The organism is Pseudomonas sp. MDT2-39-1, from assembly GCF_054898085.1.
This window is the reverse complement of record NZ_CM142716.1, coordinates 4,345,989-4,371,528: the sequence shown is the minus strand read 5'-3', so window position 1 is coordinate 4,371,528 and position 25,540 is coordinate 4,345,989. Positions and strand designations below refer to the sequence as shown.

Annotated in this window: 18 protein-coding genes and 2 pseudogenes; 9 read left to right on the top strand and 11 right to left on the bottom strand. The window is 59.5% G+C overall.

The window, feature by feature from the left end; all coding sequences use genetic code 11:
• The first annotated feature begins 42 nt into the window (after nt 1–42).
• From ACYZTM_RS20405 to fecA, 3 genes are all read left to right on the top strand, one after another.
• Nucleotides 43–531, top strand: a complete 489-nt coding sequence (locus tag ACYZTM_RS20405; protein ID WP_131061144.1) for a sigma-70 family RNA polymerase sigma factor — start codon at nt 43–45, stop codon at nt 529–531.
• Entirely contained in the window at nt 528–1,466 is a 939-nt protein-coding gene (locus ACYZTM_RS20400) for a FecR domain-containing protein (protein ID WP_461984326.1), read from the top strand. Before ACYZTM_RS20405 ends, ACYZTM_RS20400 begins: the two co-directional genes overlap by 4 nt.
• Before the next feature lie 137 nt (nt 1,467–1,603).
• Nucleotides 1,604–3,937, top strand: a complete 2,334-nt coding sequence (fecA, locus tag ACYZTM_RS20395) for a TonB-dependent Fe(3+) dicitrate receptor FecA (RefSeq protein ID WP_461984324.1) — start codon at nt 1,604–1,606, stop codon at nt 3,935–3,937.
• 228 nt (nt 3,938–4,165) lie between these two features.
• On the opposite strand, the gene ACYZTM_RS20390 is transcribed toward fecA, so the two are convergent.
• The gene (locus tag ACYZTM_RS20390) at nt 4,166–4,573 is read right to left on the bottom strand and encodes an HPF/RaiA family ribosome-associated protein (protein ID WP_054049780.1); all 408 of its coding nucleotides are present in this window, start codon (nt 4,571–4,573) and stop codon (nt 4,166–4,168) included.
• Between the two features lie 213 nt (nt 4,574–4,786).
• Nucleotides 4,787–5,734 carry a LysR substrate-binding domain-containing protein gene (locus ACYZTM_RS20385; protein ID WP_131061147.1) on the bottom strand — a complete coding sequence of 316 codons (948 nt, stop codon included), beginning with the start codon at nt 5,732–5,734 and terminating at the stop codon, nt 4,787–4,789.
• Nucleotides 5,735–5,869: 135 nt separating this feature from the next.
• Between ACYZTM_RS20385 and ACYZTM_RS20380 the strand changes: the two genes are divergently transcribed.
• The 3 genes and pseudogenes from ACYZTM_RS20380 to ACYZTM_RS20370 all read left to right on the top strand — a co-directional run bounded on the left by ACYZTM_RS20380 (nt 5,870) and on the right by ACYZTM_RS20370 (nt 8,953).
• On the top strand, nt 5,870–7,246 hold the full coding sequence (locus ACYZTM_RS20380; RefSeq protein WP_461984321.1) for an L-serine ammonia-lyase: 1,377 nt from the start codon (nt 5,870–5,872) through the stop codon (nt 7,244–7,246).
• 62 nt (nt 7,247–7,308) lie between these two features.
• A pseudogene (locus ACYZTM_RS20375) lies at nt 7,309–8,419 on the top strand (SLC5/6 family protein).
• 216 nt (nt 8,420–8,635) lie between these two features.
• Nucleotides 8,636–8,953, top strand: coding sequence for a DUF3509 domain-containing protein (locus ACYZTM_RS20370; RefSeq protein ID WP_461957283.1), 318 nt, complete (start codon nt 8,636–8,638; stop codon nt 8,951–8,953).
• Here ACYZTM_RS20370 and ACYZTM_RS20365 read toward each other — a convergent pair.
• The gene (locus ACYZTM_RS20365) at nt 8,950–9,450 is read right to left on the bottom strand and encodes a phosphate-starvation-inducible protein PsiE (protein ID WP_131061150.1); all 501 of its coding nucleotides are present in this window, start codon (nt 9,448–9,450) and stop codon (nt 8,950–8,952) included. The two genes, ACYZTM_RS20370 and ACYZTM_RS20365, sit on opposite strands and share 4 nt — an antisense overlap.
• Before the next feature lie 355 nt (nt 9,451–9,805).
• Here ACYZTM_RS20365 and ACYZTM_RS20360 point away from each other — a divergent pair.
• A pseudogene (locus ACYZTM_RS20360) lies at nt 9,806–10,060 on the top strand (YebG family protein); the annotation flags it as partial.
• A gap of 160 nt (nt 10,061–10,220) precedes the next feature.
• Here ACYZTM_RS20360 and ACYZTM_RS20355 read toward each other — a convergent pair.
• Nucleotides 10,221–11,240, bottom strand: a complete 1,020-nt coding sequence (locus ACYZTM_RS20355; protein ID WP_131061152.1) for a Glu/Leu/Phe/Val dehydrogenase family protein — start codon at nt 11,238–11,240, stop codon at nt 10,221–10,223.
• A gap of 184 nt (nt 11,241–11,424) precedes the next feature.
• Here ACYZTM_RS20355 and ACYZTM_RS20350 point away from each other — a divergent pair, with 184 nt between their 5' ends.
• Entirely contained in the window at nt 11,425–12,228 is an 804-nt protein-coding gene (locus ACYZTM_RS20350) for a SirB1 family protein (protein WP_131061153.1), read from the top strand.
• Between the two features lie 148 nt (nt 12,229–12,376).
• Here ACYZTM_RS20350 and maiA read toward each other — a convergent pair whose 3' ends face one another.
• Genes maiA through hmgA form a run of 3 tightly spaced genes read right to left on the bottom strand, consistent with a single transcriptional unit; the run spans nt 12,377 to nt 15,637 of the window.
• A complete protein-coding gene (gene maiA / locus ACYZTM_RS20345) occupies nt 12,377–13,012 on the bottom strand; it encodes a maleylacetoacetate isomerase (RefSeq protein ID WP_131061154.1) in 636 nt (211 codons plus the stop codon).
• A 12-nt stretch (nt 13,013–13,024) separates the two neighbouring features.
• Nucleotides 13,025–14,329, bottom strand: coding sequence for a fumarylacetoacetase (fahA, locus tag ACYZTM_RS20340; protein ID WP_131061155.1), 1,305 nt, complete (start codon nt 14,327–14,329; stop codon nt 13,025–13,027).
• Nucleotides 14,330–14,332: 3 nt separating this feature from the next.
• Nucleotides 14,333–15,637, bottom strand: a complete 1,305-nt coding sequence (gene hmgA / locus ACYZTM_RS20335; RefSeq protein WP_461984319.1) for a homogentisate 1,2-dioxygenase — start codon at nt 15,635–15,637, stop codon at nt 14,333–14,335.
• 165 nt (nt 15,638–15,802) lie between these two features.
• On the opposite strand from hmgA, the gene ACYZTM_RS20330 reads away from it, so the two are divergent.
• Nucleotides 15,803–16,597 (top strand): IclR family transcriptional regulator, encoded by a 795-nt coding sequence (locus tag ACYZTM_RS20330; protein ID WP_461984317.1) that lies wholly within the window; start codon nt 15,803–15,805, stop codon nt 16,595–16,597.
• A gap of 33 nt (nt 16,598–16,630) precedes the next feature.
• Here the strand turns inward: ACYZTM_RS20330 and ACYZTM_RS20325 are convergent, their stop codons facing one another.
• The 4 genes from ACYZTM_RS20325 to ACYZTM_RS20310 form a co-directional block, all read right to left on the bottom strand.
• Nucleotides 16,631–19,024 (bottom strand): dermonecrotic toxin domain-containing protein, encoded by a 2,394-nt coding sequence (locus tag ACYZTM_RS20325; protein ID WP_461984315.1) that lies wholly within the window; start codon nt 19,022–19,024, stop codon nt 16,631–16,633.
• Between the two features lie 168 nt (nt 19,025–19,192).
• Nucleotides 19,193–21,754, bottom strand: coding sequence for a LuxR C-terminal-related transcriptional regulator (locus tag ACYZTM_RS20320; protein WP_461984313.1), 2,562 nt, complete (start codon nt 21,752–21,754; stop codon nt 19,193–19,195).
• A 140-nt stretch (nt 21,755–21,894) separates the two neighbouring features.
• The gene (locus ACYZTM_RS20315; protein ID WP_461984311.1) at nt 21,895–23,262 is read right to left on the bottom strand and encodes a DUF1329 domain-containing protein; all 1,368 of its coding nucleotides are present in this window, start codon (nt 23,260–23,262) and stop codon (nt 21,895–21,897) included.
• A 23-nt stretch (nt 23,263–23,285) separates the two neighbouring features.
• Nucleotides 23,286–25,079: a DUF1302 domain-containing protein gene (locus tag ACYZTM_RS20310; RefSeq protein WP_131061161.1), complete on the bottom strand. Its 1,794-nt coding sequence runs from the start codon at nt 25,077–25,079 to the stop codon at nt 23,286–23,288.
• Nucleotides 25,080–25,540: the final 461 nt, after the last annotated feature.

Sequence of the window (25,540 nt, the reverse complement as noted above, 5' to 3'; positions counted from 1 at the left end):
TTCTTGTTCTCTAACGTATCCGTTTGTGTCGGAGTGGTTCTGTTGCAGCCCGCCAATCCCGTCGAAGTCCTCTATCACGCCCACCACTACTGGCTCACCGGCTGGTTGCGGCGCAGGCTTGGCTGCCCGGATAGCGCGGCAGACCTGGCCCAGGACACGTTCATTCGCGTGCTCACCGCGCGGGAAACCCCGCAGATCATCGAGCCGCGAGCGTTCCTGACGACGATCGCCAAACGCGTGCTGTTCAACCATTACCGTCGTCAGGATCTGGAACGTGCCTACGCTGAAGCATTGGCGCAAATGCCTGAGGTGTACGCGCCCTCCGAGGAAGAACGGGCAATCATCCTGCAAACACTGATGGAGCTGGATCAGTTGCTGGACGGTTTGCCGCGACGGGTCAAACGCGCCTTTTTGCTCGCACAGGTCGATGGCCTGACTTATCCACAGATCGCCGCCGAACTGGGGATTTCCATCGCCACGGTCAAACGCCATCTGAGTAAAGCAGCCATGCGCTGCTACTTCGCACTATGAACGGCACTTCGGACTTTTCTTCACAGGTCGCCGAGCAGGCGGTGCACTGGCTGATGGAAATGCAGCAAGGCCCGCTGAGCCCGCGCCAGCAACAAGCCTGGCAGCAATGGCACGATGCGCACAGCGAGCATCAACGGGCGTGGGAACACATCCAGCGGGTCAATCAGCGACTTCGCGGTTTGTCTTCACCGCTGGCCCACGCGGCGCTCAATGCACCGAAGTCCGGCAGCCGACGTCAGGCGCTGAAACTGCTGCTGATTCTTGGCGCCGGTTCTGCGCTCACCTGGGGCCTGCGCGAACGCAACGTGCTGCCGCCGTTGCTTGCTGATTACCGCAGCCCCATCGGCCAGCGGTGCAAGGTGTCGCTCGGCGCAGGCAATCAGTTGCAGCTCAACACCGCGAGTTCGGCGGATGTGCGGGTGGACGGTCAGCAACGGCTGATCCGTTTGCTGGAGGGTGAACTGCTGCTGACCGTCACGCAAGCGTTTCAGGTGCAGACCGCGCAGGGTGTTTTGACCACGCAAGGTGGGCGATTGAACGTCCGGCAGTTTGCTGATCGCACGCAGGTGGCGGTGTTCGAGGGCAGCGTCGAATTGACGCCGGACGGTGGAACTCCAGTGGTTTTGCCAGCCGCCCGGCAATTGGGTTTCGGCCTGCAAGGCGTGGGCAAACCGCTGCCGCTGGACGCCAACAGCGGCGCCTGGGCCGACGGCATGCTGGTGGCCGCGCACATGCGCCTCGGGGATTTTCTCGACGAGCTCGGGCGTTATCGTCGCGGGCAGCTTAAGTGCGATGCGAAGGTGGCGGATTTGTTGATCTCCGGGACGTATCCACTGGACGACAGCGAGCGGATTCTAGATCTGCTGGAAATCAGTTTGCCGGTGAGGGTGAAGCGGTTTACCCGGTACTGGGTGACCGTTGAAGCGAAGGCGTAAACCAAGGCGAAACACAATCCCCTCGCCACAAAATCAATCCACGCAAAAAAATTTTCACCCAACGTGAGCCGTTTTTCAGATCTGGCGTGACAGAGAAGGAAAGCCCCCTTGATTCCACCTTCTCAGGATCGTCGTCCATGCACCCCACCCGCCTCACTCCGCTGGCCCGCACCCTGCGCCAACTCTTGCTGGGCGCCAGCCTGAGCTTCGGCGTGCTGCCGCTCGCACTCGCCGCCGATGCCAAGCCGTACCACATCGCACCGTCCTCGCTGGAAAACGCCCTCAACCAGTTCGGCCGTGAAGCCGGCGTGTTGATTACCTTTGGTTCGCAAGTCACCAGCGGTGTGCAGAGTCGTGGCCTGGAAGGCAACTTCACCCCTTCGCAGGGTTTGAACGTTTTGCTCGAAGGCACCGGCCTGCAAGCTCGCGCCGAGGGCGACAATGCCTTCAGCCTGCAACTGGCGGGCGACACCGCGCTAGAACTGGACACCTCGAAAGTGGTCGGCGACTGGCTTGGCGATGCGGCGCAAATCAACGTCTTCGAGCACCCCGGTGCACGTGATGTGATCCGTCGCGAGGAGTTCGAGCGCCAGGGCGCGACCCAGGCCAAGGACGTGCTCAACCGCATCCCCGGCGTGAACGCGCCGGACAACAACGGCACCGGCAGCCATGACATGGCGCTGAACTTCGGCATCCGTGGCCTCAATCCGCGCCTGGCTTCCCGCTCGACCGTGTTGATGGACGGCATCCCGGTGCCCTTCGCCCCTTATGGCCAGCCGCAGCTGTCATTCGCCCCGGTGAGCATCGGCAACATGGACGCGGTGGATGTGGTGCGCGGCGGCGGTGCCGTTCGCTACGGCCCGCAGAACGTCGGCGGCGTGGTCAATTTCGTGACCCGTGCGATTCCCGATGAGCCGACCGTGAAAGGAGGTTTCCAGACCGAAACCAGCCCCTCCTCCAGCCACGACGGTTTTAAAACCACCGGCAACTTGCTGGCCGGCGGCACCGCAGAAAACGGCCTGGGCGGTGCGCTGTTGTACTCCGGGACCCGCGGCGGCGACTGGCGTGAACACAGCGACACCGAAATCGACGACTTGATTCTCAAGGGCAAGTATCAGCTCGATGACGCCAACAGCTTCAACGCGATGGCTCAGTATTACGAAGGCAAGGCCGACATGCCCGGCGGTCTGAACGTCGCCGATTACGACGCTGACCCGTACCAGTCGACCCGCCCGAAAGACCAGTTCTGGGGCCGCCGGACAATGTTCAACTTCGGCTATCGCTATCAGGAAGATCGTCGCGAATTCACTGCCAACACCTTCTTCACCAAGACCTTGCGCAGTGGTTATCTGAATCAGGGCACGTTCCTGTCGCTGTCGCCGCGCGAGTATTGGGTGCGCGGCCTGGAAACCCGTTTTGCCCAAGGCTTTGACCTCGGCCCGACCAGCCATGAAGTCGGCATCGGCTATCGCTACATCAACGAAGCCGGCCACGAACTGCGCTACCGCGAGCCGATCGCCAACAATACCTTCCCGACCACCAACAGCCGCAATGACCGCGACACCCGTGGCGGCACCGAGGCCAATGCATTCTTCGTCGACGACCGGATCGACATCGGCAAATGGACGATCACGCCGGGCATTCGCTACGAGATGATCGATTCGCAGCAGACCAACAACCTGACGAACGTGAAGTACAAGGGCGACTACAACACCGCGCTGCCGGCATTGAACGTGCTCTATCACGTGACGGACACCTGGAACCTCTACGCCAACACCGAAGGCTCGTTCGGCAGCGTGCAGTACAGCCAGATGCCAAACCGGGTGACCAGCGGCGAAGTCAAACCGGAGAAGGCGCGGACCTGGGAGTTGGGCACCCGTTACGACAACGGTGCGCTGAGAGCGGAAATCGGCGCGTTCCTGATCAACTTCGACAACCAGTACGAAAGCAATCAGACCAACGATTCGGTGATCGCCCGGGGTGAGACGCGCCATCAAGGCATTGAAAGCAGCATCAATTATTCGCTGGATGATTTGAGCCCATCGCTGGCTGGCTTCGATGTGTACGCCACTTACGCCTATGTGGACGCGACTATCCGAGAGGATGGACCGAACAAAGGCAATCGTGTGCCGTTCTCCTCGAAACACAAAGGCACTCTCGGGGTGGGCTACACCGAAGGCGCGTGGAAGCTGAACCTGGACAGCAGTTACCAGAGCAACCAGTTTGCCGACAACGCCAACACCTCGGCCGAAAGCGCTGATGGCAGCACGGGCAAGATTCCCGGGTACATGCTGTTCAGCAGCCGCGCGGCATATGACTTCGGGCCGAAATTGCAGGATTTGAATGTGGCGGTGGGGGTGAAGAATATTTTCAATCACCAGTACTTCACCCGGTCGTTCGATGACAACAACAAGGGCAAGTATGTGGGGGAACCGCGGACGGTTTATGTGCAAACGTCGGTGGCGTTCTGATCTGAAGCCGCACACCCTCTTCGCGACCGAACTCGCCCTCCTTTGTAGGAGCGAGGCTTGCCCGCGAAGGCGATTGAATGAGCGACATATGCGCTGGATTTCCGGGCCTCTTCGCGGGCAAGCCTCGCTCCTACAAGGAATTGCGGCGCTGCCATAATCGGCGCAAACAAGAACGGGCCTGCATAAGCAGGCCCGTTGTCATTGGAAAGGTAAAAAGTGAATCAGGCTTCAGCCGTTTTGTGCAGCCTGTTCGTTCTCGAGAAACTCGTCTTCCAGCAGCGCATCGGCAGCGACTCTTTCGAACGGCACCACAGCGGCACGTGGTTTGCCCCGCAGTTTGCCGAACAGATGCTCAAGCGCGTGTTCAAGTTTTTCCGCCGCACCGTCGATTGCTTGCTCCAGGGTGTCGGCTTTATGAGTGACAGAAATCGGTTGGTGGCCTTTTGGCCGCGCTTCCAGCTGGCAGCGCATGTCATGGGGACCTGGCTTGTCGCCGTTCTCGTCCCGCAGATGAACCTCGACGCGTGTCAGGTCCTCTTCATAACGTTCAAGCGTGCTCTCAATGGTAGTACGTACCCACTCCTCCAGTCGGATGCTGCTTTGAATATGGTTATCGCTGTTGACTTGGATTTGCATAGTTCATCCCTTATTTCAGCTAGCTTGCGAGAGGCGCATCGGCTGGCCCTTGGGCGTCATCACCGTGACCTCTTACTTACACAATCGGTCTGCGCGCAGAACATTTCAACCCCTAAAAAAAGATAAATATGGATTCGCAAAAAAAGTCGGACAACGGCAAAAAGCGCTGTTAAGGTCGGGAGTTGGGTCGACTCGCTTCTTTGTCACAAATGCTCACATCTGCCGCTCCGCCAGTGGGTGCAGACTCCGGAAAATCCCCGCCTCCTCTACCAGCCAGTCATGCACCGCCCGCACGCCCGGATGGCTCAGTGCGCCGGGCGCATAGAGCAGCACGTAACGCTTGTGATTGGGCACCGCCAAACCGAACGGCACGATCAACGTCCCCCGCTCCAGCTCATCGTTGAGCAACGTTCGCCGCGCAATCGCTACACCCATGCCGGCAATCGCCGCTTCTATGGTCAGGTGATTGCGATTGAAGGTATGCCCGCGCCGCACGTCGGCCCCCTCGAAGCCAATGGCATTGAGGTAAAACTCCCATTCCGCGTACTCGTAACTGCCGCGCCAGGCGGTGATGTCGTGCAGCAGTGGAAAGTGCACCAGGTCCGCCGGACCGTGCAGCGGTGGTCGGCCGCGCAGCAGGCTCGGGGCGCAGACCGGGAAGATCTGCTCGTCGAGCAAGGCGGTGGATAACAATCCGGGATAACTGCCGTCATTCAGGTCGATCGCCAGGTCGAAATCACCCTCGTGCAACGGCACGCTGCTGTCCTCGGCCACTAGGCGCAATTGAATGTCCGGAAAGCGCTGCTGCAATCGCGGCAGACGTGGGGTCAGCCACTTGCTCAGGAACGATGGAATCGAACGCACCCGCAGAATCCCGCTGATCATTCCCGCGTCCAGTCGTCGCAATTCCGCATCGATGCTGCCGTAAGCCTCGTTGACCGTAATGGCCAGTCGCTGGCCTTCGGCGCTCAATTCCACGCCGCGAGCACGGCGGTGAAACAAGCGAAAGCCCAGTCGCTCTTCCAGTTGGCGGATTTGCTGACTGACCGCACCCGGCGTGATGTGCAGCTCTTCGGCGCAACGGGTGAACGACAAGTGCCGCGCGGCACAGGAAAACACGTGCAGCCAGACGTAAGTCTGGGCATGCAATTGGCGACTCATTGTTTAGTCCTGCTAAAGGCTGTCTTAGGAAGTTTCGTTGGTCACGTAGGACCGAGGTAGGCAGTATCGCCGACATTGCGCTTGTCCTACAAAAATGGCAGCGATTTCTCTTCCATTGCTTGTATAGGCTTTAGCATGGCTATCAGTGTTTTCGATCTCTTCAAAGTCGGCATCGGTCCGTCCAGTTCCCACACCGTCGGCCCGATGCGCGCCGCGGCGACCTTTGCCCAGGCACTGATTGACCAGGGTTTGCTCGATGCCGTACGTCGGGTAGAAATCCGCCTCTACGGTTCCCTCTCGGCCACCGGCGTCGGCCACGCCACCGATCGAGCTTGCGTCATGGGCCTGATGGGCGAATGGCCGGACAGCATTGATCCGACCACCATCGACAGCCGCATCCAGACCCTGCGCGAAAACGGCGAATTGTCTCTGGCCGGCAAAAAGACCATCGCCTTCAACTGGCAAAGCGATCTCCTGCTGCTCGACGAGAGTTTGCCTTACCACCCTAATGCCATGTCCCTGACAGCCTTCGGTGAAACCGGTGAACTGTCGGAGCAAACGTACTACTCGATTGGCGGCGGTTTCATCATCGAAGCGGCGCAAGCCGAGTCCGGCATCGCGCCGACCAGCGATGTGGTGCTGCCCTACGATTTTTCCAGTGCCGCCGAACTGCTCAAGCTCTGCAACCAGCACGGCCTGCGCGTTTCCGAGTTGATGATGGCCAACGAATTGGCCTGGCGCAGCGAAGCCGAAATCCGTCAGGGTCTGTTGCACATCTGGTCGGTGATGCGCGAGTGCGTCGAGCAAGGCCTGCGTCACGAGGGCATCCTGCCCGGCGGGCTGAATGTTCCGCGGCGTGCGGCGAAACTGCACCGCAGCCTGTTGGAAATCGGCAAGCCGAATGTCATCACGTCCACCTTGTCGGCCATGGAGTGGGTCAACCTGTTTGCCCTCGCCGTGAACGAAGAAAACGCAGCGGGCGGGCGCATGGTGACGGCGCCGACCAACGGTGCGGCAGGAATCATTCCGGCGGTGCTGCACTACTACATGAAATTCAACCCGGACGCGTCGGACGATGACGTTGTCGCGTTCTTTTTGGGCGCCGCGGCCGTAGGCATTCTCTGCAAGAAAAACGCGTCTATCTCCGGCGCCGAAGTCGGCTGCCAGGGTGAAGTCGGCTCCGCCTGCGCCATGGCCGCTGCCGGTCTGGCCGACATCCTCGGCGCCACGCCCGAGCAACTGGAAAACGCTGCCGAAATCGGCCTGGAACACAACCTCGGCCTGACCTGCGACCCGGTCGGCGGCCTGGTGCAAGTGCCGTGCATCGAACGTAATGCGATTGCTGCCGTGAAGGCGATCAACGCCACGCAAATGGCCCTGCGCGGCGACGGCAATCACTTCATTTCCCTGGACCGGGTGATCCGCACCATGCGCGATACCGGCGCCGACATGCACGACAAATACAAAGAGACTTCACGGGGCGGCTTGGCGGTGAGCTGGGTGGAGTGCTGAGGAGCGCTCCTTGACCGTCTGTAACACGTGAGCCCGAGCAAGAACAATAACGAGGCCAAACGATGACCGATGTACGTACACCTGCTGCCGATAATCCTGCTGTAGAACTCAAACGCGACACAGCAACAGTCACCAAGGGCTGGAGCAACACGACACCACCTGGATGCTCGGCCTCTACGGCACGGCGATTGGCGCCGGCACGCTGTTCCTGCCAATCAACGCCGGCGTGGGCGGTTTCTGGCCGCTGCTGATCCTGACACCTTGAGCAGCTTCATGGAGCATCAATTGCACATCGCCCCGCCACCGCGAGCGATTCTGTCGCTGGTGCTGATCCTCGGTCTGATGGCAATCGTACGTTGTGGCCAGGGCGTCATCGTCAAATGCATGAGCGTGCTGGTTTACCCGTTCGTCGCAGCGTTGCTGCTGCTCGGTTTCAGTCTGATCCCGAACTGGAACGGTGCGTTCTTCGCCACCGCCAGCGAAGGCATGCCGTTACCGCTGTTCTTCAAGACGTTGTGGCTGGCAATCCCGGTCATGGTGTTCTCGTTCAACCATTCGCCGATCATTTCCGCCTTCGCCGTTGACCAGAAACAGCGCTACGGCGAGCACGCCGAGCGCAAAAGCAGCGGCATTTTCGCCATCGCCCACGCCATGATGGTGGTGACGGTAATGTTCTTCTGCATCAGCTGCGTACTGGCCTTGTCCCCGGCCGATCTGGCGTCGGCGAAGGCACAGAACATCTCGATCCTGTCGTACCTGGCCAACCACTTCCAGACCCCGGTCATCGCCTACGCCGCGCCGCTGATTGCACTGGTGGCGATCACCAAATCCTTCCTCGGCCATTACATCGGCGCCAGTGAAGGCTTTCAGGGCCTGATCGTGAAAAGCCTGCGCGGTCGTGGCCGAGTGATGTCGGCGGGCTGGCTAAACCGCCTCACCGCGCTGTTCATGATCCTCAGCTGCTGGGCCGTGGCGACTTTCAATCCGAGCATCCTGCGCATGATCGAAACCCTCGGCGGGCCGATCATTGCGTGCCTGTTGTTCCTGATGCCGATGTACGCCATCCGCCGCGTGCCGGCCTTGCGCCAGTACTCGGGCCAGGCGTCGAACGTGTTCGTGGTGCTGATCGGTTTGATTGCACTGTCTGCGATCATCTACTCATTCATGCCCTGAATCGGGCAGGCAAAAAGAAGGCGAGCCATAGGGTCCGCCTCTTTTTTGCCACGATCATTGTTCGACCATTTTTTCGGCACGTCCCTTGCTACATCACCGGCGAGGCAAAAGGACTTTTGAAAACCTCAGCGAGCGGCTTGCCGATGGTCTGGTCATGCGAACCAACCCGATCATGGCCGGTCAACAACTGCACGTTCAATCAGGCGGTGACGCATCATGGACAACCCTTTTCAGCTCATTACCGATGCCTTTGCAGCGGACTATCAGATCAACCTGAGCATTCAAGGTCTGGACGGCAGCATCATGCTGACCCTCTCCAACAGCGGCCATGTGGTTGCCAAGCGGATGATCAGCGCCGAACAGCGCAATGACCCCAAGCGCCTCAAACGCCTGGTCCAAAGCATTCAGTTCGGCATCGCCATCGAACAGGGCCACAGCGCCGTGGCCATCCTCGAAGCCATGACCGATGGCGACAATCGCAATCCGCCGCCACCCCAAGTCAAAGCCCGGCCCCGCCCGACCATGGGGCTTTAAATCTCGCCCTTCTCCACTTCGGGATGTTCACCGGAACCCGCACCGATCTTGCGTTGCGGGTTCTCGATCTTCACCGAAGGAAATTGCGACGAAGCGTAACGCACCACCAGAATCGCAAACGCCAGCAGCAGAATCCCGCCGCACAGGTAGATGATGCCGAGGTCCGGCGGATTGTGGTGCGAGACGTTGGAAATCAGCAGCCGCGTCAGCGCCGTGATCGCCACGTAGATCAGAAAGCGCACCGGCATGTGGTTGGTCTTGAAGTAAATCCCGACCATCGCCCCCAGTTCCAGGTAGATGAACAGCAGCAAGATGTCATCGATCTTGATGTCCCCTTCTTCGATCATCCCCAAAAATTCCATCACCGCCGCCCAGGCGGTTACCGCACCGATGGCGAACAGCGCCAGGTAATGGAAGGTCTCGACGAACAGGTTGCCCAGGGACTCGGCCAGTTGGTGCACGTTCTGCCGCAGGTTCTCGGCCCAGTTGATTTTCACGATGATTCTTCCTTAGCTCGGTACGAGCGGATGATGCGGGTTTGACGTGACGGTTGTTCTGCATGCAGAAAAAAGGCCAGTAGCTGTTTGGTGAGATGGCGATGGGCTGCTATTGGACACTTTATAGTGTTTGGACGGACGCCTTCGCGGGCAAGCCTCGCTCCTACAGATCACGCCATCCCGTAGGAGCGAGGCTTGCCCGCGAATGGAGCGACACGGTTTAACTGACAAACCCTGATTTCGGTCTACATTGAAAAGCCACTACCCAAAGCGCAGGGATTCGCTTATCCTTTTCGCTGTATATAAATACAGTGGTCGAAACAGACAACTATCGTGAAGGCATGTGAGGTGGTGAATGGCCGTCGAAGTGGTATACCGCAGCAGCCGAGATCTGGAGCGCTTGTTCATGGATAAAGCCGAAGCTGACCGTCATGACAAAATGCTCGAACTGGCTGAATTGCTGGCTGAAGTGTTGCAAAAAGCCGTTCCGTCCCTGACCGAACAGCAAGTGGAAGAAGCCGGGATCTACATGGCGAAGAATCGCGATGTATTTGCCAAGGCATTCAAGAGCCAGCCGGATGCTTTGTCCGAACTGCTGAATGCGCCGGCTGAGGTGGTTGAAAAGGCTGAACCGGTAGAAGTGGCTGAAGCCGCTGAGCCGACCAAGCCAGCCAAAGCTGCCAAGACGCCGAAGTAAGTAGTGCCCGAATTGAATAGGCCCTGAGTCGAATGGCTCAGGGCCTTTTTCATGTTTGGAGTAAAGGTATGTCTCAGCGGTAAAGCACTTTCTCCGCCAACTCGTCCGCCACCCGTGCAGGGGAACGTTTTTCCGCCTGGGCATGGGCGAAGACTTCGGTCAGCCGCGAGGCGATTTTCGACAGATGTGCGGTGATGGTCGTGAGTTCTTCGCCACGGTGTTTGAGTGAAACGTAGATCAGCCCGCCGGAATTGATCACGTAATCCGGCGCATACAGAATCCCGCGCCGCTCCAGTTGATCGGCGACTTCCAAGTGGGTCAGCTGATTGTTCGCAGAACCTGCCACCGCCGAGCAGCGCAGTTGCGTCACGCTGTGGCTGTTGAGTACACCACCGAGGCCGCAGGGCGCGAGAATGTCGCACGGCGTACTGAGCAGCGCGTCGTTGGCAATCGGGTGAGCGCCCAGTTGTTCCATCGCCAATTGCACCTTGCCATGATCGATGTCGCTGACCAGCAGTTCGGCGCCGGCGGCGTGCAGCTGTTCGGCCAAGGCATAACCGACGTTGCCCAGACCCTGGATGGCCACTCGCAGGCCTTCGAGGTTATCACTGCCCAGACGGGCCATGGCGGTGGCGCGAATGCCGGTGAACACACCCATCGCTGCGTGAGGTGCAGGGTCGCCCGCTGAAGTGGTGCTGGTGACGTGTTGGGTCTCTTGGGCGATGCAATCCATGTCTGCCACCGAAGTGCCGCTGTCGATCGCGGTGATGTAGCGCCCGTCGAGCTGGTTGATGCAGCGTCCAAAGGCTTCGAACAGCGCGGCGCGGTTTTCCACATGGACCGGTCGCACAATCACAGCAACCCCGCCGCCCTGGGCCAGGCCGGCCAGCGCGGCCTTGTAACTCATGCCTTGAGCCAGGCGAATGGCATCCTCGACGGCGGACTCGTCGCTGGGATAGGCAAGGTAACGACATCCCCCCAGGGCAGGCCCCAGACGGCTGTTATGGATGGCAATGACCGCCTTCAACCCAGTGACCGAGTCGACGCTCAGATGCAGCGATTCAAGGCGAGTGCTTTGCATGAGAGCGAACATCGTCGGGCTCCCGAATCACTTCTTGGTAGTCGCCAGTATAGGCTTGCGCCCAAAATTTGCAGAAGCGCGCCGGAATAAGCAGCGCAGCCAAGCAGGCTTTCGGACATAACCTGAAACCGCATGTGTGCAGCACTGGACGAACGCCGCAGACGAGGCTAAAACGAGGCATTGCCGGGAGATTTTGATGACGCCGCGCCAACATTTTTTTGACTGCCTGCAACGATCACCGCCCGCGCTGTTCGAGGCGGCGCTGTGGATGGCGGCCGAGCACGACAAGGAGGTGGATCCCGAAAAGGTATTGGCAGACTTCCAAGACCTGCAACAACGGGTCAGCTATGGCTTGCCGATGCTGCCGGTGAGCGAATTGGCCCAGCCGCTGTTGCGGCGGATGAATGACCTGGGGTTCGCCCAGGACGACTTCACACCCCTGCGTCCGCAAGTGGCACTGCTCAATAAGGTGCTGGAACTCAGGCGCGGCCAGCCGCTGTCCCTTGGGCTGATAGCGCTGGAATTGGCCAAACGCCTGGAGATCCCCATGGTCGGAGTCAATTTCCCCGGGCACTTCCTGCTGCGGGTACCGGGCGCCGATCATCTGCTGGACCCTTGCGGCGGGCGCCGCTTGTACCCCAACGATTACCGTGAATTGCTGCAACGCCAGTACGGCCCGAACATGAAACTCAACGCCGAGCATTTGCTGACCGCCGAACCAGCGCAGATGCTGCAACGGCTGTCACGCAACCTGCGCCAGTTGCACGTTTCCCACGATGACTACATCGGCGCCTTGATCGACGCCGAACGCGTGCTGGAACTGGGCAACGCCAACGCCGCCGATTACCTCGCCCGGGCCAGCCTCTATCAACGGCTGGACTGCCCGAACGCCGAACGCTTCGACCTGGAGCATGCGCTGCTGCTCAGCGACGACCCGATCCAGCGGATTCGCCTGACTGAACGGCTGGGGCATCTCCCGCCAAACTCCATCGTCCATTGATCACTGCTCCTTGTAGGAGCGAGCGATGCGGCGACCCGACTTGCCCGCGAACCAGGCGCCTCGGTCTATCAGAAATACCGCGTTATCGTTCTTCGCGGGCAAGTCGGGTCGCCGCATCGCTCGCTCCTACAGGGTTGAGTGTGGGCCGTTAAGGGGTATCTGGCTGGTTGGCCGGGTGGGCCTTGATGAAGGCTGAATGCGTAGCCGCCAACGCTGCCACTCGACGAATCCGTGGAAACGGCTCCAGTGAAATGTTGAAACGCTCGGCTGCGTACAGTTGGGGTATCAGATAGACATCCGCCAGGCCTGGCTGTGGCCCAAAGCAATAACCCTCATCCCCAATCAACTGCTCAATCGTCGCCAGCCCCTGGCTGATCCAGTGGCCGATCCACTCCACCACCTGCGGTTCATCGTGGCCCAATTGCCGCAGCTTGTTGAGCACGCTGACGTTGTGCAGCGGATGCACGTCGCAGCCAATCACCGCCGCAACGCCACGCTCATGAGCGCGCGCGGTAAGGTCCTTGGACAGCAGCGGCACCTGTGGATAACGTTCCTCCAGGTACTCGATGATGGCCGGTGACTGAATCAGCAACTCGCCTTCATCGGTGCGCAAGGCCGGCACCCGGCCTTGCGGGTTGATGGCCAGATACGGCGCTTGCCGATGCTCGCCACCTTGCGGTGCGATCAGGTTGACCGGCAGCGCCTGATAATCCAGGCCCTTCAGCGCCAACGCGATGCGCACCCGGTAAGAGGACGTCGAACGGTAGTAGGTATAGAGCTCCATGACCCAATCCTCTTAGCGCGCCGCGATCACTTTGCCACGGCATTCGCCGAAACCGATGGAGGCAAAACCGTCGCGGCTGCAACGGGCGCGCAGGATGATTTCGTCGCCGTCTTCAAGGAATTTACGCACCTCGCCCGACGCCAGCTCAATCGGCTTTTTCCCGCCCTCGGTGATTTCCAGCAAGCTGCCGAACTGACCGTTTTCCGGCCCCGACAACGTCCCCGAACCGAACAGATCACCGGCCTGCAACTGGCAGCCGTTGACGCTGTGGTGCGCGACCATTTGCGCCACGGTCCAGTACATGTGTTTGGTGTTGCTGAGGGTCAGACGATGGGCCGGCAGTTTTTGCTCGCGCAGGCCTTCGGTTAGCAACAGTACTTCCAGCTCGATATCGAACGCACCAGCGGCTTGATCACGCTTGTCGAACAGGTACGGCAGCGGCTGTGGGTCGCCTTCGGGGCGCGACGGTTGAGCACGACGGAACGGCTCCAGCGCTTCGGCTGTCACGACCCATGGCGAGATGCTGGTGATAAAACTCTTCGACAGGAACGGCCCCAGCGGCTGGTATTCCCAGGCCTGGATGTCGCGCGCCGACCAGTCGTTGAGCAGGCAGAAACCGGCGATGTGATCGGCAGCGTCGCCAATGGCGATCGAGTCGCCCATCTCGTTGCCCTGACCGATCCAGATGCCCAGTTCCAGTTCGTAATCCAGACGTGCGCACGGGCCAAACGTCGGCTCGGTCTGACCGGCCGGCAAGGTCTGGCCTTTCGGGCGGCGAACGTCAGTGCCGGACGGGCGAATGGTCGAGGCACGGCCGTGGTAGCCGATCGGTACGTATTTGTAGTTCGGCAGCAATGGGTTGTCCGGGCGGAACAGCTTACCGACGTTCTGCGCGTGCTCGATGCCGACGTAGAAGTCGGTGTAATCGTTGATTTTCGCCGGCAGGTGCATTTCGCAATTCGTCGCCAATGGCAGCAGTTTTGCGCCTTGGGCTTCGATCTTGCCGTGCAGGGTGCTGCCTTCAGCGAACAGTTCCAGCAGACGTTCGCGCAGTGCAACGCGAGCCTCGCGGCCCAGCTCGAAGAACGCATTCAGCTGACCGCCACGGGTGGCTTCAACTGCGGTTTTTGCGACGCCGTCGAACAGGCCCGCGTCCAGTGCGGCTTCCAGATCAAAAATGTGTTCGCCGATGGCCACACCGCTGCGCGGGGCCGAGCCATTGACGCTGAACACGCCCAGCGGCAGGTTTTGCAGCGGGAAATCAGCATGGCCGTTGGCGGAAGAAACCCAGCTGCGAGTGATGGAAGTCTGAGTCATGGGTTATCTCCGGGTCGGGTCGAAAGTGGCGGGCAGAGTGGCCCAGCAGGCATCGTAATTGTTTTGCAGTTGCGGGCAATCCAGTGCGAAACGGCTCGGGCGCAGCACTTGGCTGGTCTCGAACATGAACGCCATGGTGTTGTCGATTTTCGCTGGCGCGAGTTCGGCGTTGATCGCCTTGGTGCAGGTTTCGCCGTCCGGGCCATGCGCGCTCATGCAGCTGTGCAACGACGCGCCGCCAGGTACGAAGCCTTCGGCCTTGGCGTCGTACTCGCCCTTGATCAGGCCCATGAATTCGTTCATCAGGTTGCGGTGGAACCATGGCGGACGGAAGGTTCTCTCGGCCACCATCCAGCGCGGTGGGAAGATCACGAAGTCCAGATTGGCCAGACCGTGGACGCTGGTCGGCGACGTCAGGACGGTGAAAATCGACGGATCCGGATGGTCGAAACTGACCGTGCCGATGGTGTTGAAACGGCGCAGGTCATATTTGTACGGCACGTTATTGCCGTGCCAGGCGACCACGTTCAGCGGCGAATGGTCGAGCTCGCAGCCCCACAACTGGCCAAGGAATTTCTGCACCAGGGTGGTCGGTTGCTTGAGGTTTTCGTAATGCGCAACGGGCGTCAGGAAATCCCGGGCATTGGCCAGACCGTTACTGCCGATCGGCCCCAGGTCTGGCAGGCGCAGCGGCGCGCCGTGGTTTTCGGCGATGTAACCGCGAGCTTGCGGGTCGAGCAATTCGACACGGAATTTCAGACCGCGCGGCAGCACGGCGATTTCCAGCGGTTCCAGTTCCAGCACACCCAGTTCGGTGGCGATGCGCAGGCGACCCTGCTCAGGCACCAGCAACAGTTCACCGTCGGCATTGAAGAACACGCGCTCCATGGAACGGTTGGCGCGGTAGCTGTAGATGCTGATCCCGGCCGGTTTGTCTGCGCCCGAGTTGGCGGCCATGCTCACCAGCCCATCGATGAAATCGGTCGGCTCGGTCGGAATGTCCAACGGGTTCCAACGCAGGCGATTGGGGGTCACTTCACCCAACGGACCACCGGCCAGTTGCCGATCCAGTTTGACGAACGCCGGGTGATTGGCCGACGGCTGAATCCGGTACATCCAGGTGCGCCGCGCTTCGCTGCGGGCCATGGTGAACGCGGTGCCGGAGAACAGTTCGGTGTACAGGCCGTAAGGGGCTTTTTGCGGGGAGTTCTGGCCGACAGGCAGTGCGCCGGGCAACGCTTCGCTGCTGAATTCGTTGCCGAAGCCTGACTGATAAGCCAGCGCTGGCGCCGTTGAATCGAGGTTCATGGAGCCTCCTGAACAGGGAGTAGGCAATGGCCTTTCGCTCTGCTGCAGAGGTCTCGGCACGCCGGGGTTATTTTTATCGTAATTCGATTACGCATAACGTAATTTGATTGGTATTGACCGTCAAGCTATAAAGACGCCCATTCGTCCCGGGATCAGACCGCCTTCATGGAAACGCCGCGCAACAACGATAAACAGAAAGTCCGCTCGGCCGAGGTCGGTACTGACATCCTCAAGGCCTTGGCCGAGTTGTCGCCTTCGACCTCGTTGTCGCGCCTGGCCGAACACGTGCAAATGCCGGCGAGCAAGGTTCATCGTTATTTGCAGGCGCTGATCGCCAGTGGTTTTGCCGAGCAGAACACGGCCACCAACCACTACGGCCTGGGCCGTGAAGCCTTGCGCGTCGGCCTTGCCGCACTCAACAGTATGGACGTGCTGAAAGTAGCCGCCCTGCCCTTGGCCGAGTTGCGCGATGAACTGAACGAAACCTGCTTTTTGGCGGTATGGGGCAATCAGGGCGCGACCGTGGTGCATATCGAACCGGCCGTGCGCGCGGTGACGGTGGTGACGCAGTTGGGTTCGGTGCTGCCGTTGCTTAGCTCGTCCACCGGCCTGGTGTTTGGCGCATTTCTACCGAAGCGGGAAACCGTGGACTTGCGCGATCAGGAGCTGCAAAACGCTACCGACCACGTTCTGGCGAACGATCAAGCTTATATGGCCTTATGCGAACAGATCCGCGAACGCGGTCTGCATCATGTGCATGGGTTGCTGATGCCCGGGGTAGACGCCTTGTCGGCACCGGTGTTCAACGCCGTGGGGAATGTAGCGGCGGTCTTGACCATCGTCGGCCCGACCTCATTGTTTCACGCCGACGAAAACGGCCCGGCGGCGCAGCGGTTAATGGCTGCGACGCGGGCCGTCAGTTGGCGGATGGGGTATCAGGCCGCCGAAGTCAGTCGTTGAACCAGGCGCGATACCTGCGTTTAGCCATTGCCCTTACCTGATAGTGGTTTTGCTCGTGATGCTCTCTGGGTTGTCGAGAACCTCCTGAATGACTTCCAGCGCCCGCTCATGCAATCGAGGCTGCCCGGATATATAGGCAAACAGTTTTTCCACGGTATACACATCCCCAAGCAAACCGATCACGTCTTTCTGCAATTTGGTGACCTTCGACAGTCCATAAGTTGCCTTGCTCAGTGAGGCCAACTCAATCACCGCCTTGACGTAATGCTGCCGGGCCTTGGTCCTATTGCCCTCGGTATAAGCATGCACACCTTGCACCAGATTCTGAGTAAACAAGGTGACGCTCAATGCGATACCGACGGGGGCATAGACAATGGCGATAATACTCACCGCCGAAACGACGGCGTTGTACACCAGGCCGGTGATGATCTCTTCAAGGCTTTGCGTTTTCTCGTCGACGTCAGAGATGACCTTGGTCACCACGTCGTAGTAGCCCCCGTACAAATCCGTGACCCGACTGTTACGCTCCAGTGTTGGCGCCTTGGTAAAGTTGGCGACCTGTTCGAGATCTGTCAGGTAAGTACCGACCTCCGGCTGGTATTTCGCAAATGACCGATCATAGAAGTAATCACCGAGGCCGCGGGTTTTCACCGCACTCACGAAGTCTTTGAAAGGCCGCAGCTCGCATCCGTCCGGTGCATCCGGGGTGTACAGATATTCTTCGATCTTACCCGCAACGTGCAGCCTGAACACGAACGCCCCGACTATCAGACGCCCCTTGAGATGGAGTTTGAACAAGGCACTGTGTCGCACATCATCAGGCGATTCGCCCACGGGCCAGTCCGGTTGTGGAGAGTCAAACGCCGCGAAAACTTTCATCAACTCATCGAAGTGTTCCCGAACCAAACGCCCTGTGAATAGCGCCTGCAGGATTGCCACGCGCATCTGGCGTTGCATGATCGCGCCGTATAGCTGCTGCTTGAAAAAACCTTTAGATCGGTCGATGTGCGTTGAACGCAACATGTCGATGTACTTTTCACCTGGGCGCAGCGTTCGCGACCAAGCGGCAACTTCGTGAATGGAGAGTTTGGTGATAGGGGGATGGTCAGTCGCCTCTGTGAAACGCGGGACACCGTCTCGGACGGCATTGTCAGAGTAAAAATGCACCTCGTCAGCAATCAGTCGGGTCAGTGTTACCTGCTGACCCTGTGCGTATTCCACGAAAATCCGGTCAGGATTGATATCGACTTTTTCGCCTCTGGACAGGAGAACTTCTTCAATCTGCTGTTTTATCAACTGATGGCAAAAACGTTCATAACTGATAAACCCGCCTTCACGCACTTCAATGGTTTTCAATGCCCGGAGTTCACAATTCATCCGGGTGAAGTACTGACGCTCCTGCTGTGTAGCGGTCCGATAGCCATAGGGAGTGTGGCCTTCTTCCTGAGCCACGAGCCAGGCGCGATGGTTGTAAACAACGGTATTCAGAACTTCATTCCCTGTGTAAGGGGTAGGCACGAGCGAAACGCCACGCCAAACATTAGGCAGTTTGAAAACCTGTTTCATATAACCGCTGACGACCTCACGATCCAGCGCGTGGGAGCGCCATAGCAGATAGTCGCTTCCCTCTGAGTTTGCCGTCCAACCACCGATTTCCAAGCTCAATTGCCTAAGGGAAGGCAATTGGTACCAGTCCTTACCGCCAGGCGAATCGGGAGCATATAGCAGCCAGTCGTCCTGGCTCGGGCTGCGGCTACCAATAGCGACCAGCTCCAGGAGTGGGCGAGTGTCGTCACGCAGCTGCAATGGCGCGATCATCAGCTTGGCATCCCCGTCCACAGCACGTTGAACCCGTTGGAGACTGGTGTCGTCGAGATGCCCCTGGAGCTTCGCGCCAAAGGCACTCAGCAGCAATTGATCCCGGGTGATGCGGGCCATGGTGGCGACCACCTCACTGCGCTGGAACAGGGACCGGTATGAGGCGCCGTAGGCGGCCCGTACGTCCTCGGTCAACGCGTCCTCCAACCATTGCTGGTGTAGTCCGGAAGGAAGGCCTTCACCTTCAAACGTGATCCATCCCCGACGACCATGCTCGTGCAGGCCGCACAGCAGCAAATCCGTCAGAGAACGCTTGTCTTCCTGTGTGACTCGGCTCCCGGCCACATCAAAGATGTAACGGCTGGTGGTCATCAAGTTGTCGGGATCCAGCGTGCTGCCAAATTCCAACTGCAACATCTGGCTGGCCACGCTTTTTGCATAAGTCTGCACGCTGGAGTGATTTCCCAGTTGTATGTCCAGATCGGTTTGACTTGCGATCAACTGTTGTTCCAATTCGCCAAAGTGCAGTTGTTCGTTAACGCCGGCACGCTCAAGCCACTCCGGACGACTGCCAATATCAATGGGTAGATACTTGTTCATCATATTCATATTGTTGCCCTTTGAAATTTGGAATAACGTAGCGAGAACTCACCCCCACAAATTAGCCCAGGACAACAACGCACCATAGCCGCCAAGCAATACCAACTATTTACAACTTAAACCGCATGTAACACCGACGCATTTAAATCAAGCCCAATGACCGCCTTATCTACATAATCAATCCCACAAACCTAAAAGCTTGGCCTTTGCCACCGCTTGCGTCCTGCGTTCGACCTGCAATTTTCCGTGTATGCGCCGAGTGTGGGTTTTCACAGTATGTAACGAGATATACAGTGAATCGGCAATTTCTTGATTGGAATGACCGAGCGCAATCAGCTTCAGCACTTGCAGCTCACGCTGACTTAATGTTTCTGTCGCATCCGCACGATTGCAAAGTTGATGGCAAGACAGTAAAGAAGCTTGTTCGCCCTGTAACAGTAACGGCTGACGCTGGCGCAACTCGCTTAACGCTTGGAGTGTCTGATACCGCGCAACGTTGCGTAGGCCCTCCTGCAACATATCAATGGCCTTCGTGGTATGACCGTCACACCACAGTACTTCGGCCAAGGCCAGTTGTAATTCTGTGGCGAGCGCGAACATTCCACGCGCCTGCGCCAGTTTTATCAATGACTCAAGTTGTGGTGCAGCGTCGACTGAATCTGGCTCTGACCGATCCCTGGCGATGATCAACAAATATTCAATGCGCGGAATCAGCTCAAGAGTGGCCGGGGGGGCCTGTCGCGCCTGCGGCCCACGATAGTGATTGAGCACACGCTTCAAGGCCTCGCACGCCAGTTCGGCGCGTCCCTGCTGCAACCAGAAATGACTGCTGACTTGTAATAACACGCCACGGTAAACCGTGTCCGGGATCTGCCGCTGCTGCATCAGTCGCTCGGCATCGCGCAATCGTATAAAGGCCTGAGTGTAATCGCCCCGGTTGGCCGCCAACTGTGCCTGTCCGAGATACCCATACAACACTCGCTTGTCATGACTGCGCAGACAGTCATCCAGACCGCGTTGAAAAAACTCGGCGGCCTGTTCTTCCTGCCCCATGCTCAATGCCAATCGCCCCCGACGCAGAGCGATACGCCCGAGCAACGGCGTCGGCCGCTGCGCCTGCTGGCAAAGTAAATCATGCATGTTTGCCAACAGGCTTTGCGCACGGGCCGGGGATCCGCGTTGCTCCAGCAGTTGCGCGTGATCAAGCTCAAGCAAACCTTCAAACAGTAAAGCGCCCTGGGCACGAGTCAGACACAGGGCCTCACGATTGATCGCTTGGGCCAATTCCAGCTCACCGCACAACAGGGCCTGCTGGGTCTGTCCGGACAGGCACAACAAACGTGCCTGCCAGGCGTCAGCCCCCAGCTCGGCCAATGCTTGCCGAAAATGCTCACTCGCCGCCTCCATCCGCCCCTGCAAATGCAGCAGCCAACCCTGCTGAGCCTGCCACCGTGCAATCAGTTGCCGCTGCAGAGTCGCCGACGGCTGAGGGGTGAACCGTGACAACCGCTCGATGCAATCGCCGGCTTGCTCGAATCGCCCGGCAAACAACAACGCCGCCGTGATCAGCCCGACCAATTGCGGCGAGCCGAACATCAGCGCTTCGCCTTGTTGCTCGTACAACCGCAACAACAGCACGACCGTCTGCTCCTCGAACAAATGCTCGAAACTGAAATGCTGCAACAGGCTGACGGCGACCTCAAACTCCTCAGCCAGCAAGGCCTGTTCGAACGCGGCTTTCCAGTCCAGCTCAGCGGCAAACCACTGGCAGGCGCGGCGATGCCAGGAACGTCCGGCCGGCCATTGCTCATCGCGCATCAATTGCGTGAGTGGTGGGAAGATCTGCAGCCAGTCGGCCGAGTCATGCCAGGGCTCGATAAAGCACCCCAGGTCCTGCAACGTCTTCAGACATTGCGCGCCCTCCCCCGCGCCAAACAGGTGATCGCACAGCCGTGCATTGAACCGCGGCAAATGCGCGAGCACCCGCCAGACTTCCGTCAGCTCCGGGGTCAGGCTGGTGAACAGTTCGTGTTCGAGGTAATCGAGCAACGTGTCCGGTCGGCTGTGATGCGGGTCGTTGCGCGACCAGTCGCATTTTTGCAGCAGCGCAACGCGCACACCGGCGCACCAGCCGCCACTGCGCTGGATGATTTTGCTGGCGGCAGTGCCGGCGTCGGCCGGTGTCAGGTGACGCAATAGCGAGGCGATTTCAGTTTGATTGAAGGCCAGCGTGGCGCGCTCGCATTCGTACAGTTCGTCATCGAGCAATAACCGTGGCCAATTGCATTGTGGGCGACGGCGGGCACCCAGCCACCAGGTCAGCATCGGACTGCTGACGGCCAGCATGCGATCGAGCAGGTGATCGAGTTCCGGGTTCGGAACGCGGCAATAATCATCGAGAAATAGCCAGGTCGGCGCCTGCAATCGAGCCAACGCACCGAGCATTGCCGACTCTTCTGACGACGCCAGCCCCAGCGCTTCTGCCACACGCTGACGAAAATCCGCCGCACTCATCACCACGCCGGACAACGGTAACCAGCACACCCGGCACTGCGACGGCGCCTGCAACAGGCAGTCGGCGAGCAGCGCGGTCTTGCCGCTGCCAGCCGGTGCGCACAGTAATTTCACTCGTGACGTGGAAGCCAGCAAGGGCTCGGTCAATCGATCACGCGACAGGTGATGAGAGGACAGACGGGGCAGGAATCCAGAACGGTCAAGACACGGGGTCATGGCGGTCATTGCGGCGTGCCTTTTTATAATTGTCCGGCAACCCTAGCCCTCTCTAACCCGCTTGTTGAGAAGTATTCAGGACGCTGATTGGCAGCCATAAAAAAGGCGACCCACTGGTCGCCTTTTGCGTTGCGAATGTATCTAGTCCCTTACCGAACGCCCTCCGCGCGCAACGCCGATGGTGTGTAGTCCGCGGCCTTGGCTTCGAAGCCGAATTCAAAGCTGTGCTTCTCTTCGTTCTTCATCCCCAGCGCAATGTACCGACCGGCAATGATGTCGTAGAGCGCTTCCAGTGTGTACGCCTGGGCCTGGTGATCGTAGTAGTACTGGGCGTGACCCTCGGCCACTCGCCACAGTTGACCGCGACCGTCGTAGTGGTCCACCAGCGCCACTTGCCAGCTGTCTTCGTCGATGTACATATGGCGTTTGGCGTAGATGTGCCGCTCACTTGGCTTGACCGTGCCGATCACTTCCCAGACGCGATGCAGTTCATAGCGGGTCAGGTCCTGGTTGATGTGGCCGGCCTTGACGATGTCGTCGTACTTGAGGCTCGGGGAGTCGAGTTTGTAGCTGTTGTAGGGGATGTACATTTCCTTCTTGCCGACCAGTTTCCAGTCGTAGCGATCCGGCGCACCGGAAAACATGTCGAAGTTATCGGAAGTACGCAAACCATCGGCGGCGGTGCCCGGCCCGTCGTAAGCCACTTGCGGCGCACGACGCACTCGACGTTGGCCGGCGTTGTAGATCCACGCCAGGCGCGGCTCTTTCACTTGGTCGAGGGTTTCGTGCACCAGCAGCACGTTACCCGCCAGACGCGCCGGCGCGGTTACCGACTGCTTGAAAAAGGTCAGCACGTTGGCGGCTTTTTCCGGGTCCAGGTCCTTCATCAATTGCGGGACGGCGATCTCTTCCTCGAAGCGGATCGACGTGTAGCTGCCGTTGGTTTGCGGCGTCACCTGAGTGATGATGCGTCGCAGGTTGCCCCCGTGATAACGGGTGATGTGGTTCCACAACACCTCCACGCCGGTTTTCGGAATCGGGAACGCGTAGTAGCGGTTGCCGGTGAAGTTGGCCAGGCCGTTACCCTCGTTGATGCTGTTCACGTTCAGCGCGCTGCGCTTGGCCGACTCGTAGATTTCCGGTGGCACGGCCACGGTGCGGTGAGTCGGGTAGACCGGGATCTTGTAGGTTTCCGGGTAGCGCTTGAACATCGCCACCTGGCCTTCCGAAAGTTTGTCCTTGTACTTGTCGACGTTGGCCGGGGTAATGACGAACAGTGGTTTTTCGCTGGCGAACGGGTCTGCCAGGAAGCCCTTGCTGTCCACCGCTCCAGCGTTTTTCGGGATGCCACCGGTCCACGCCGGGATCGAGCCATCAGCGTTACCGGCCTTCTCGGCGCCGAGCGGCGTGAGGGTGGTGCCAAGTTTGTTGGCTTCGTCCGGAGACACCGCCGCCATCACGTTGGCAGCCAGCAGGCTCAAGGCCAGGGCGCCGCATTGCAGAATCATCTTGCGCATCAAATTCATCCTTCTCAGCCAGATCAGAAGTTCACGCCGAAGCTCAGTGCCAGGAAGTCGCGGTCTTCCAGGGTGTTGTAGTCACCGCCGAAGAAATCGGTGTAACTGAGGCTCGCGGTATAGGTGTTGCGGTAGTCGGCATCGACGCCGACGCTGACGGCCTTGGCGCCTTCGTTGAACAGCCCGTTGGGACCGTAGCCGGCGACATCATGGGACCAGGACAGGTTGGGTTTGAGGTTGATCCCGCCGATCACGTTGGCGTAATCGAGGATCGCCCGGGCGCGGTAGCCCCAGGAGGTCGAGGTGACGAAGCCTTCGGTATCGCCGCCGAAACCGTACTGGCCGTAGACCGAGTCGCGGCCGTAACGCAGATTGCTGCGCGACTCCAGACCTCCGACGTGAACCACCGCCGCTTCGCCGACCAGGGTCAAGCGCTGGGCGCCCCACACCTGATCGAAGAACTGCGTGAGGGTGCTCTGGATCTGCGTGATTTCCTTGCGACGATAGCCTTTGTTGTCGGCGCCGGGAGTGGTGGCGATCGGAGATGCGGCGCCGCCGGCAATCGGGTTGACCATTGCCAGGGTCAGGTCGTTGGTGCTGACTTGCACCGGAGCATTAGGGCGATAACTGATCTCGCCGCTCCACGCGGTGCCGGTCGGCAAGGTGGTGGAGAAACTCGCACCGTAGAGACGAATGTCTTCCGGGTATTCGAGGTAATACTGACCGCGTCCGAGCATCACACTTTGCGCCAGGCCTGCCCCGCTGCCTGGTGCCAGACGGTTGGCAACACTCACCATCCCCGGCAGGCTGGCCAGCGTCGACAGACCGGCGGTGGTGGTGCCGACAGTCGGTGTGCGGCTGTGGTAATTCATGAAATACAGGCCGTACTCGGTGTCGTCACCGAGCCAGCGCAATGCGGTGCCCCACTGCCCGGAATCCCGCGCATCGCGGTCACCACCACGGGGGACGACCACGCCCTCGCGGGTTACCTGGATCGGTTGGCCGAAGGCAGCCGCCAATGGCGCCAATGGGGCAATCGCGGGGCTGCCGACGGTGTAGTTGTTGTTGCAACCATCCGCCACCACGTCGTTGCCGAAGAAGGTGCCGCAGTTGTCGACGACGGTCTGGTCCCACTCCAGTTGATAGAAACCTTCCACCGAGAGCTGATCGGTCAAGCCCTGAGAGGCGAACAGCATGTTTACCGGAATCAGACCCTCCTTGATCTCGGCCCCCGGACGACGGAACGCCGAGACGTCGATCGGGTTGATGCTGTTGATCGAGTTGCCGATGAAGGTACTTTCGCCCCAGCTGACCACCTGCTTGCCGGCGCGCACGGAGCCTGGCAAATCGGCGATCGAATAGTTGTGATAGACGAAGGCATCGAGAATCTGCGCACCGGAGGACTTGGCGCCTTCTTTGCGCCCACTGTCGCTGATCGGCTTGAACTCGCGAGTTTCGTCCTTGAGCTCGAAGTCGTACCAGTACTTGCCACGGACGAACACGCCGGTGTCGCCGTATTTCAATTCAAGATCGTGCAGCCCTTTGAAGATCTTGGAGAAGGTTTCGCCCTTCTTGAAGTTCAGCCGGCCGTCATCACCGGTCGAAGACTGACCGGTCCCGCCGTTGACAGTGCCCACCAAAGACTTATCGGCATCGCGCATGCCCCAACTCGCGCCGACGGACAGCGAGGAGTCGAACGTCCCCTCGATTTCGCCGATGTTGAATGCAACCGCTTGCGCCTGGGCACAGCAGCCCAAGGCAACCGCAGCGGCCAGCGCTTGCGGTGTGAAGATGGCGCGCATTGTTGTTTTTGTCATGCGTCTTCCCCGGTGAGTGACAGAAGGCCCCACCCTACTGCCGCACGTTGGGAGCGATAAGCGCACCAAGGAGGTATTCGTGGTGTACCTCTAAAGGATGAATGGCCTGATGGGGCGGGGGTTTGCGCCGGGTATGGATGGGCTGGATGGCGGGTTATCAGTCAGATGCATGGCGGGAGGCTGGCACCGCCCCTGTAGCAGCTGCCGAGCAGCGCGAGGCTGGCACCGCCCCCCCGTAGCAGCTGTCGAGCAGCGCGAGGCTGGCACCGTCCCCCCGTAGCAGCTGCCGAGCAGCGCGAGGCTGCGTTCGGTTCAGGCCGCGGTCGAAGGAACTAGTCGTAATTTCAGGCAATGCGGTACATCAGGGAGACCGCAGGCGCAGGTTTTACGACGACTTCGTCGCCGAACGCAGCCTCGCGCTGCTCGGCAGCTGCTACAGGGGACGTGGCGCCGCGCACTGT

Coding starts and splice junctions, on each gene's coding strand:
- ACYZTM_RS20310 (WP_131061161.1), bottom strand. CDS start 25,079: ATGACAAAAACAACAATGCGCGCCATCTTCACACCGCAAGCGCTGGCC.
- fecA (WP_461984324.1), top strand. CDS start 1,604: ATGCACCCCACCCGCCTCACTCCGCTGGCCCGCACCCTGCGCCAACTC.
- ACYZTM_RS20350 (WP_131061153.1), top strand. CDS start 11,425: ATGACGCCGCGCCAACATTTTTTTGACTGCCTGCAACGATCACCGCCC.
- ACYZTM_RS20400 (WP_461984326.1), top strand. CDS start 528: ATGAACGGCACTTCGGACTTTTCTTCACAGGTCGCCGAGCAGGCGGTG.
- ACYZTM_RS20385 (WP_131061147.1), bottom strand. CDS start 5,734: ATGAGTCGCCAATTGCATGCCCAGACTTACGTCTGGCTGCACGTGTTT.
- ACYZTM_RS20380 (WP_461984321.1), top strand. CDS start 5,870: ATGGCTATCAGTGTTTTCGATCTCTTCAAAGTCGGCATCGGTCCGTCC.
- ACYZTM_RS20355 (WP_131061152.1), bottom strand. CDS start 11,240: ATGTTCGCTCTCATGCAAAGCACTCGCCTTGAATCGCTGCATCTGAGC.
- ACYZTM_RS20370 (WP_461957283.1), top strand. CDS start 8,636: ATGGACAACCCTTTTCAGCTCATTACCGATGCCTTTGCAGCGGACTAT.
- ACYZTM_RS20390 (WP_054049780.1), bottom strand. CDS start 4,573: ATGCAAATCCAAGTCAACAGCGATAACCATATTCAAAGCAGCATCCGA.
- ACYZTM_RS20320 (WP_461984313.1), bottom strand. CDS start 21,754: ATGACCGCCATGACCCCGTGTCTTGACCGTTCTGGATTCCTGCCCCGT.
- ACYZTM_RS20325 (WP_461984315.1), bottom strand. CDS start 19,024: ATGAATATGATGAACAAGTATCTACCCATTGATATTGGCAGTCGTCCG.
- ACYZTM_RS20330 (WP_461984317.1), top strand. CDS start 15,803: ATGGAAACGCCGCGCAACAACGATAAACAGAAAGTCCGCTCGGCCGAG.
- ACYZTM_RS20315 (WP_461984311.1), bottom strand. CDS start 23,262: ATGCGCAAGATGATTCTGCAATGCGGCGCCCTGGCCTTGAGCCTGCTG.
- maiA (WP_131061154.1), bottom strand. CDS start 13,012: ATGGAGCTCTATACCTACTACCGTTCGACGTCCTCTTACCGGGTGCGC.
- hmgA (WP_461984319.1), bottom strand. CDS start 15,637: ATGAACCTCGATTCAACGGCGCCAGCGCTGGCTTATCAGTCAGGCTTC.
- fahA (WP_131061155.1), bottom strand. CDS start 14,329: ATGACTCAGACTTCCATCACTCGCAGCTGGGTTTCTTCCGCCAACGGC.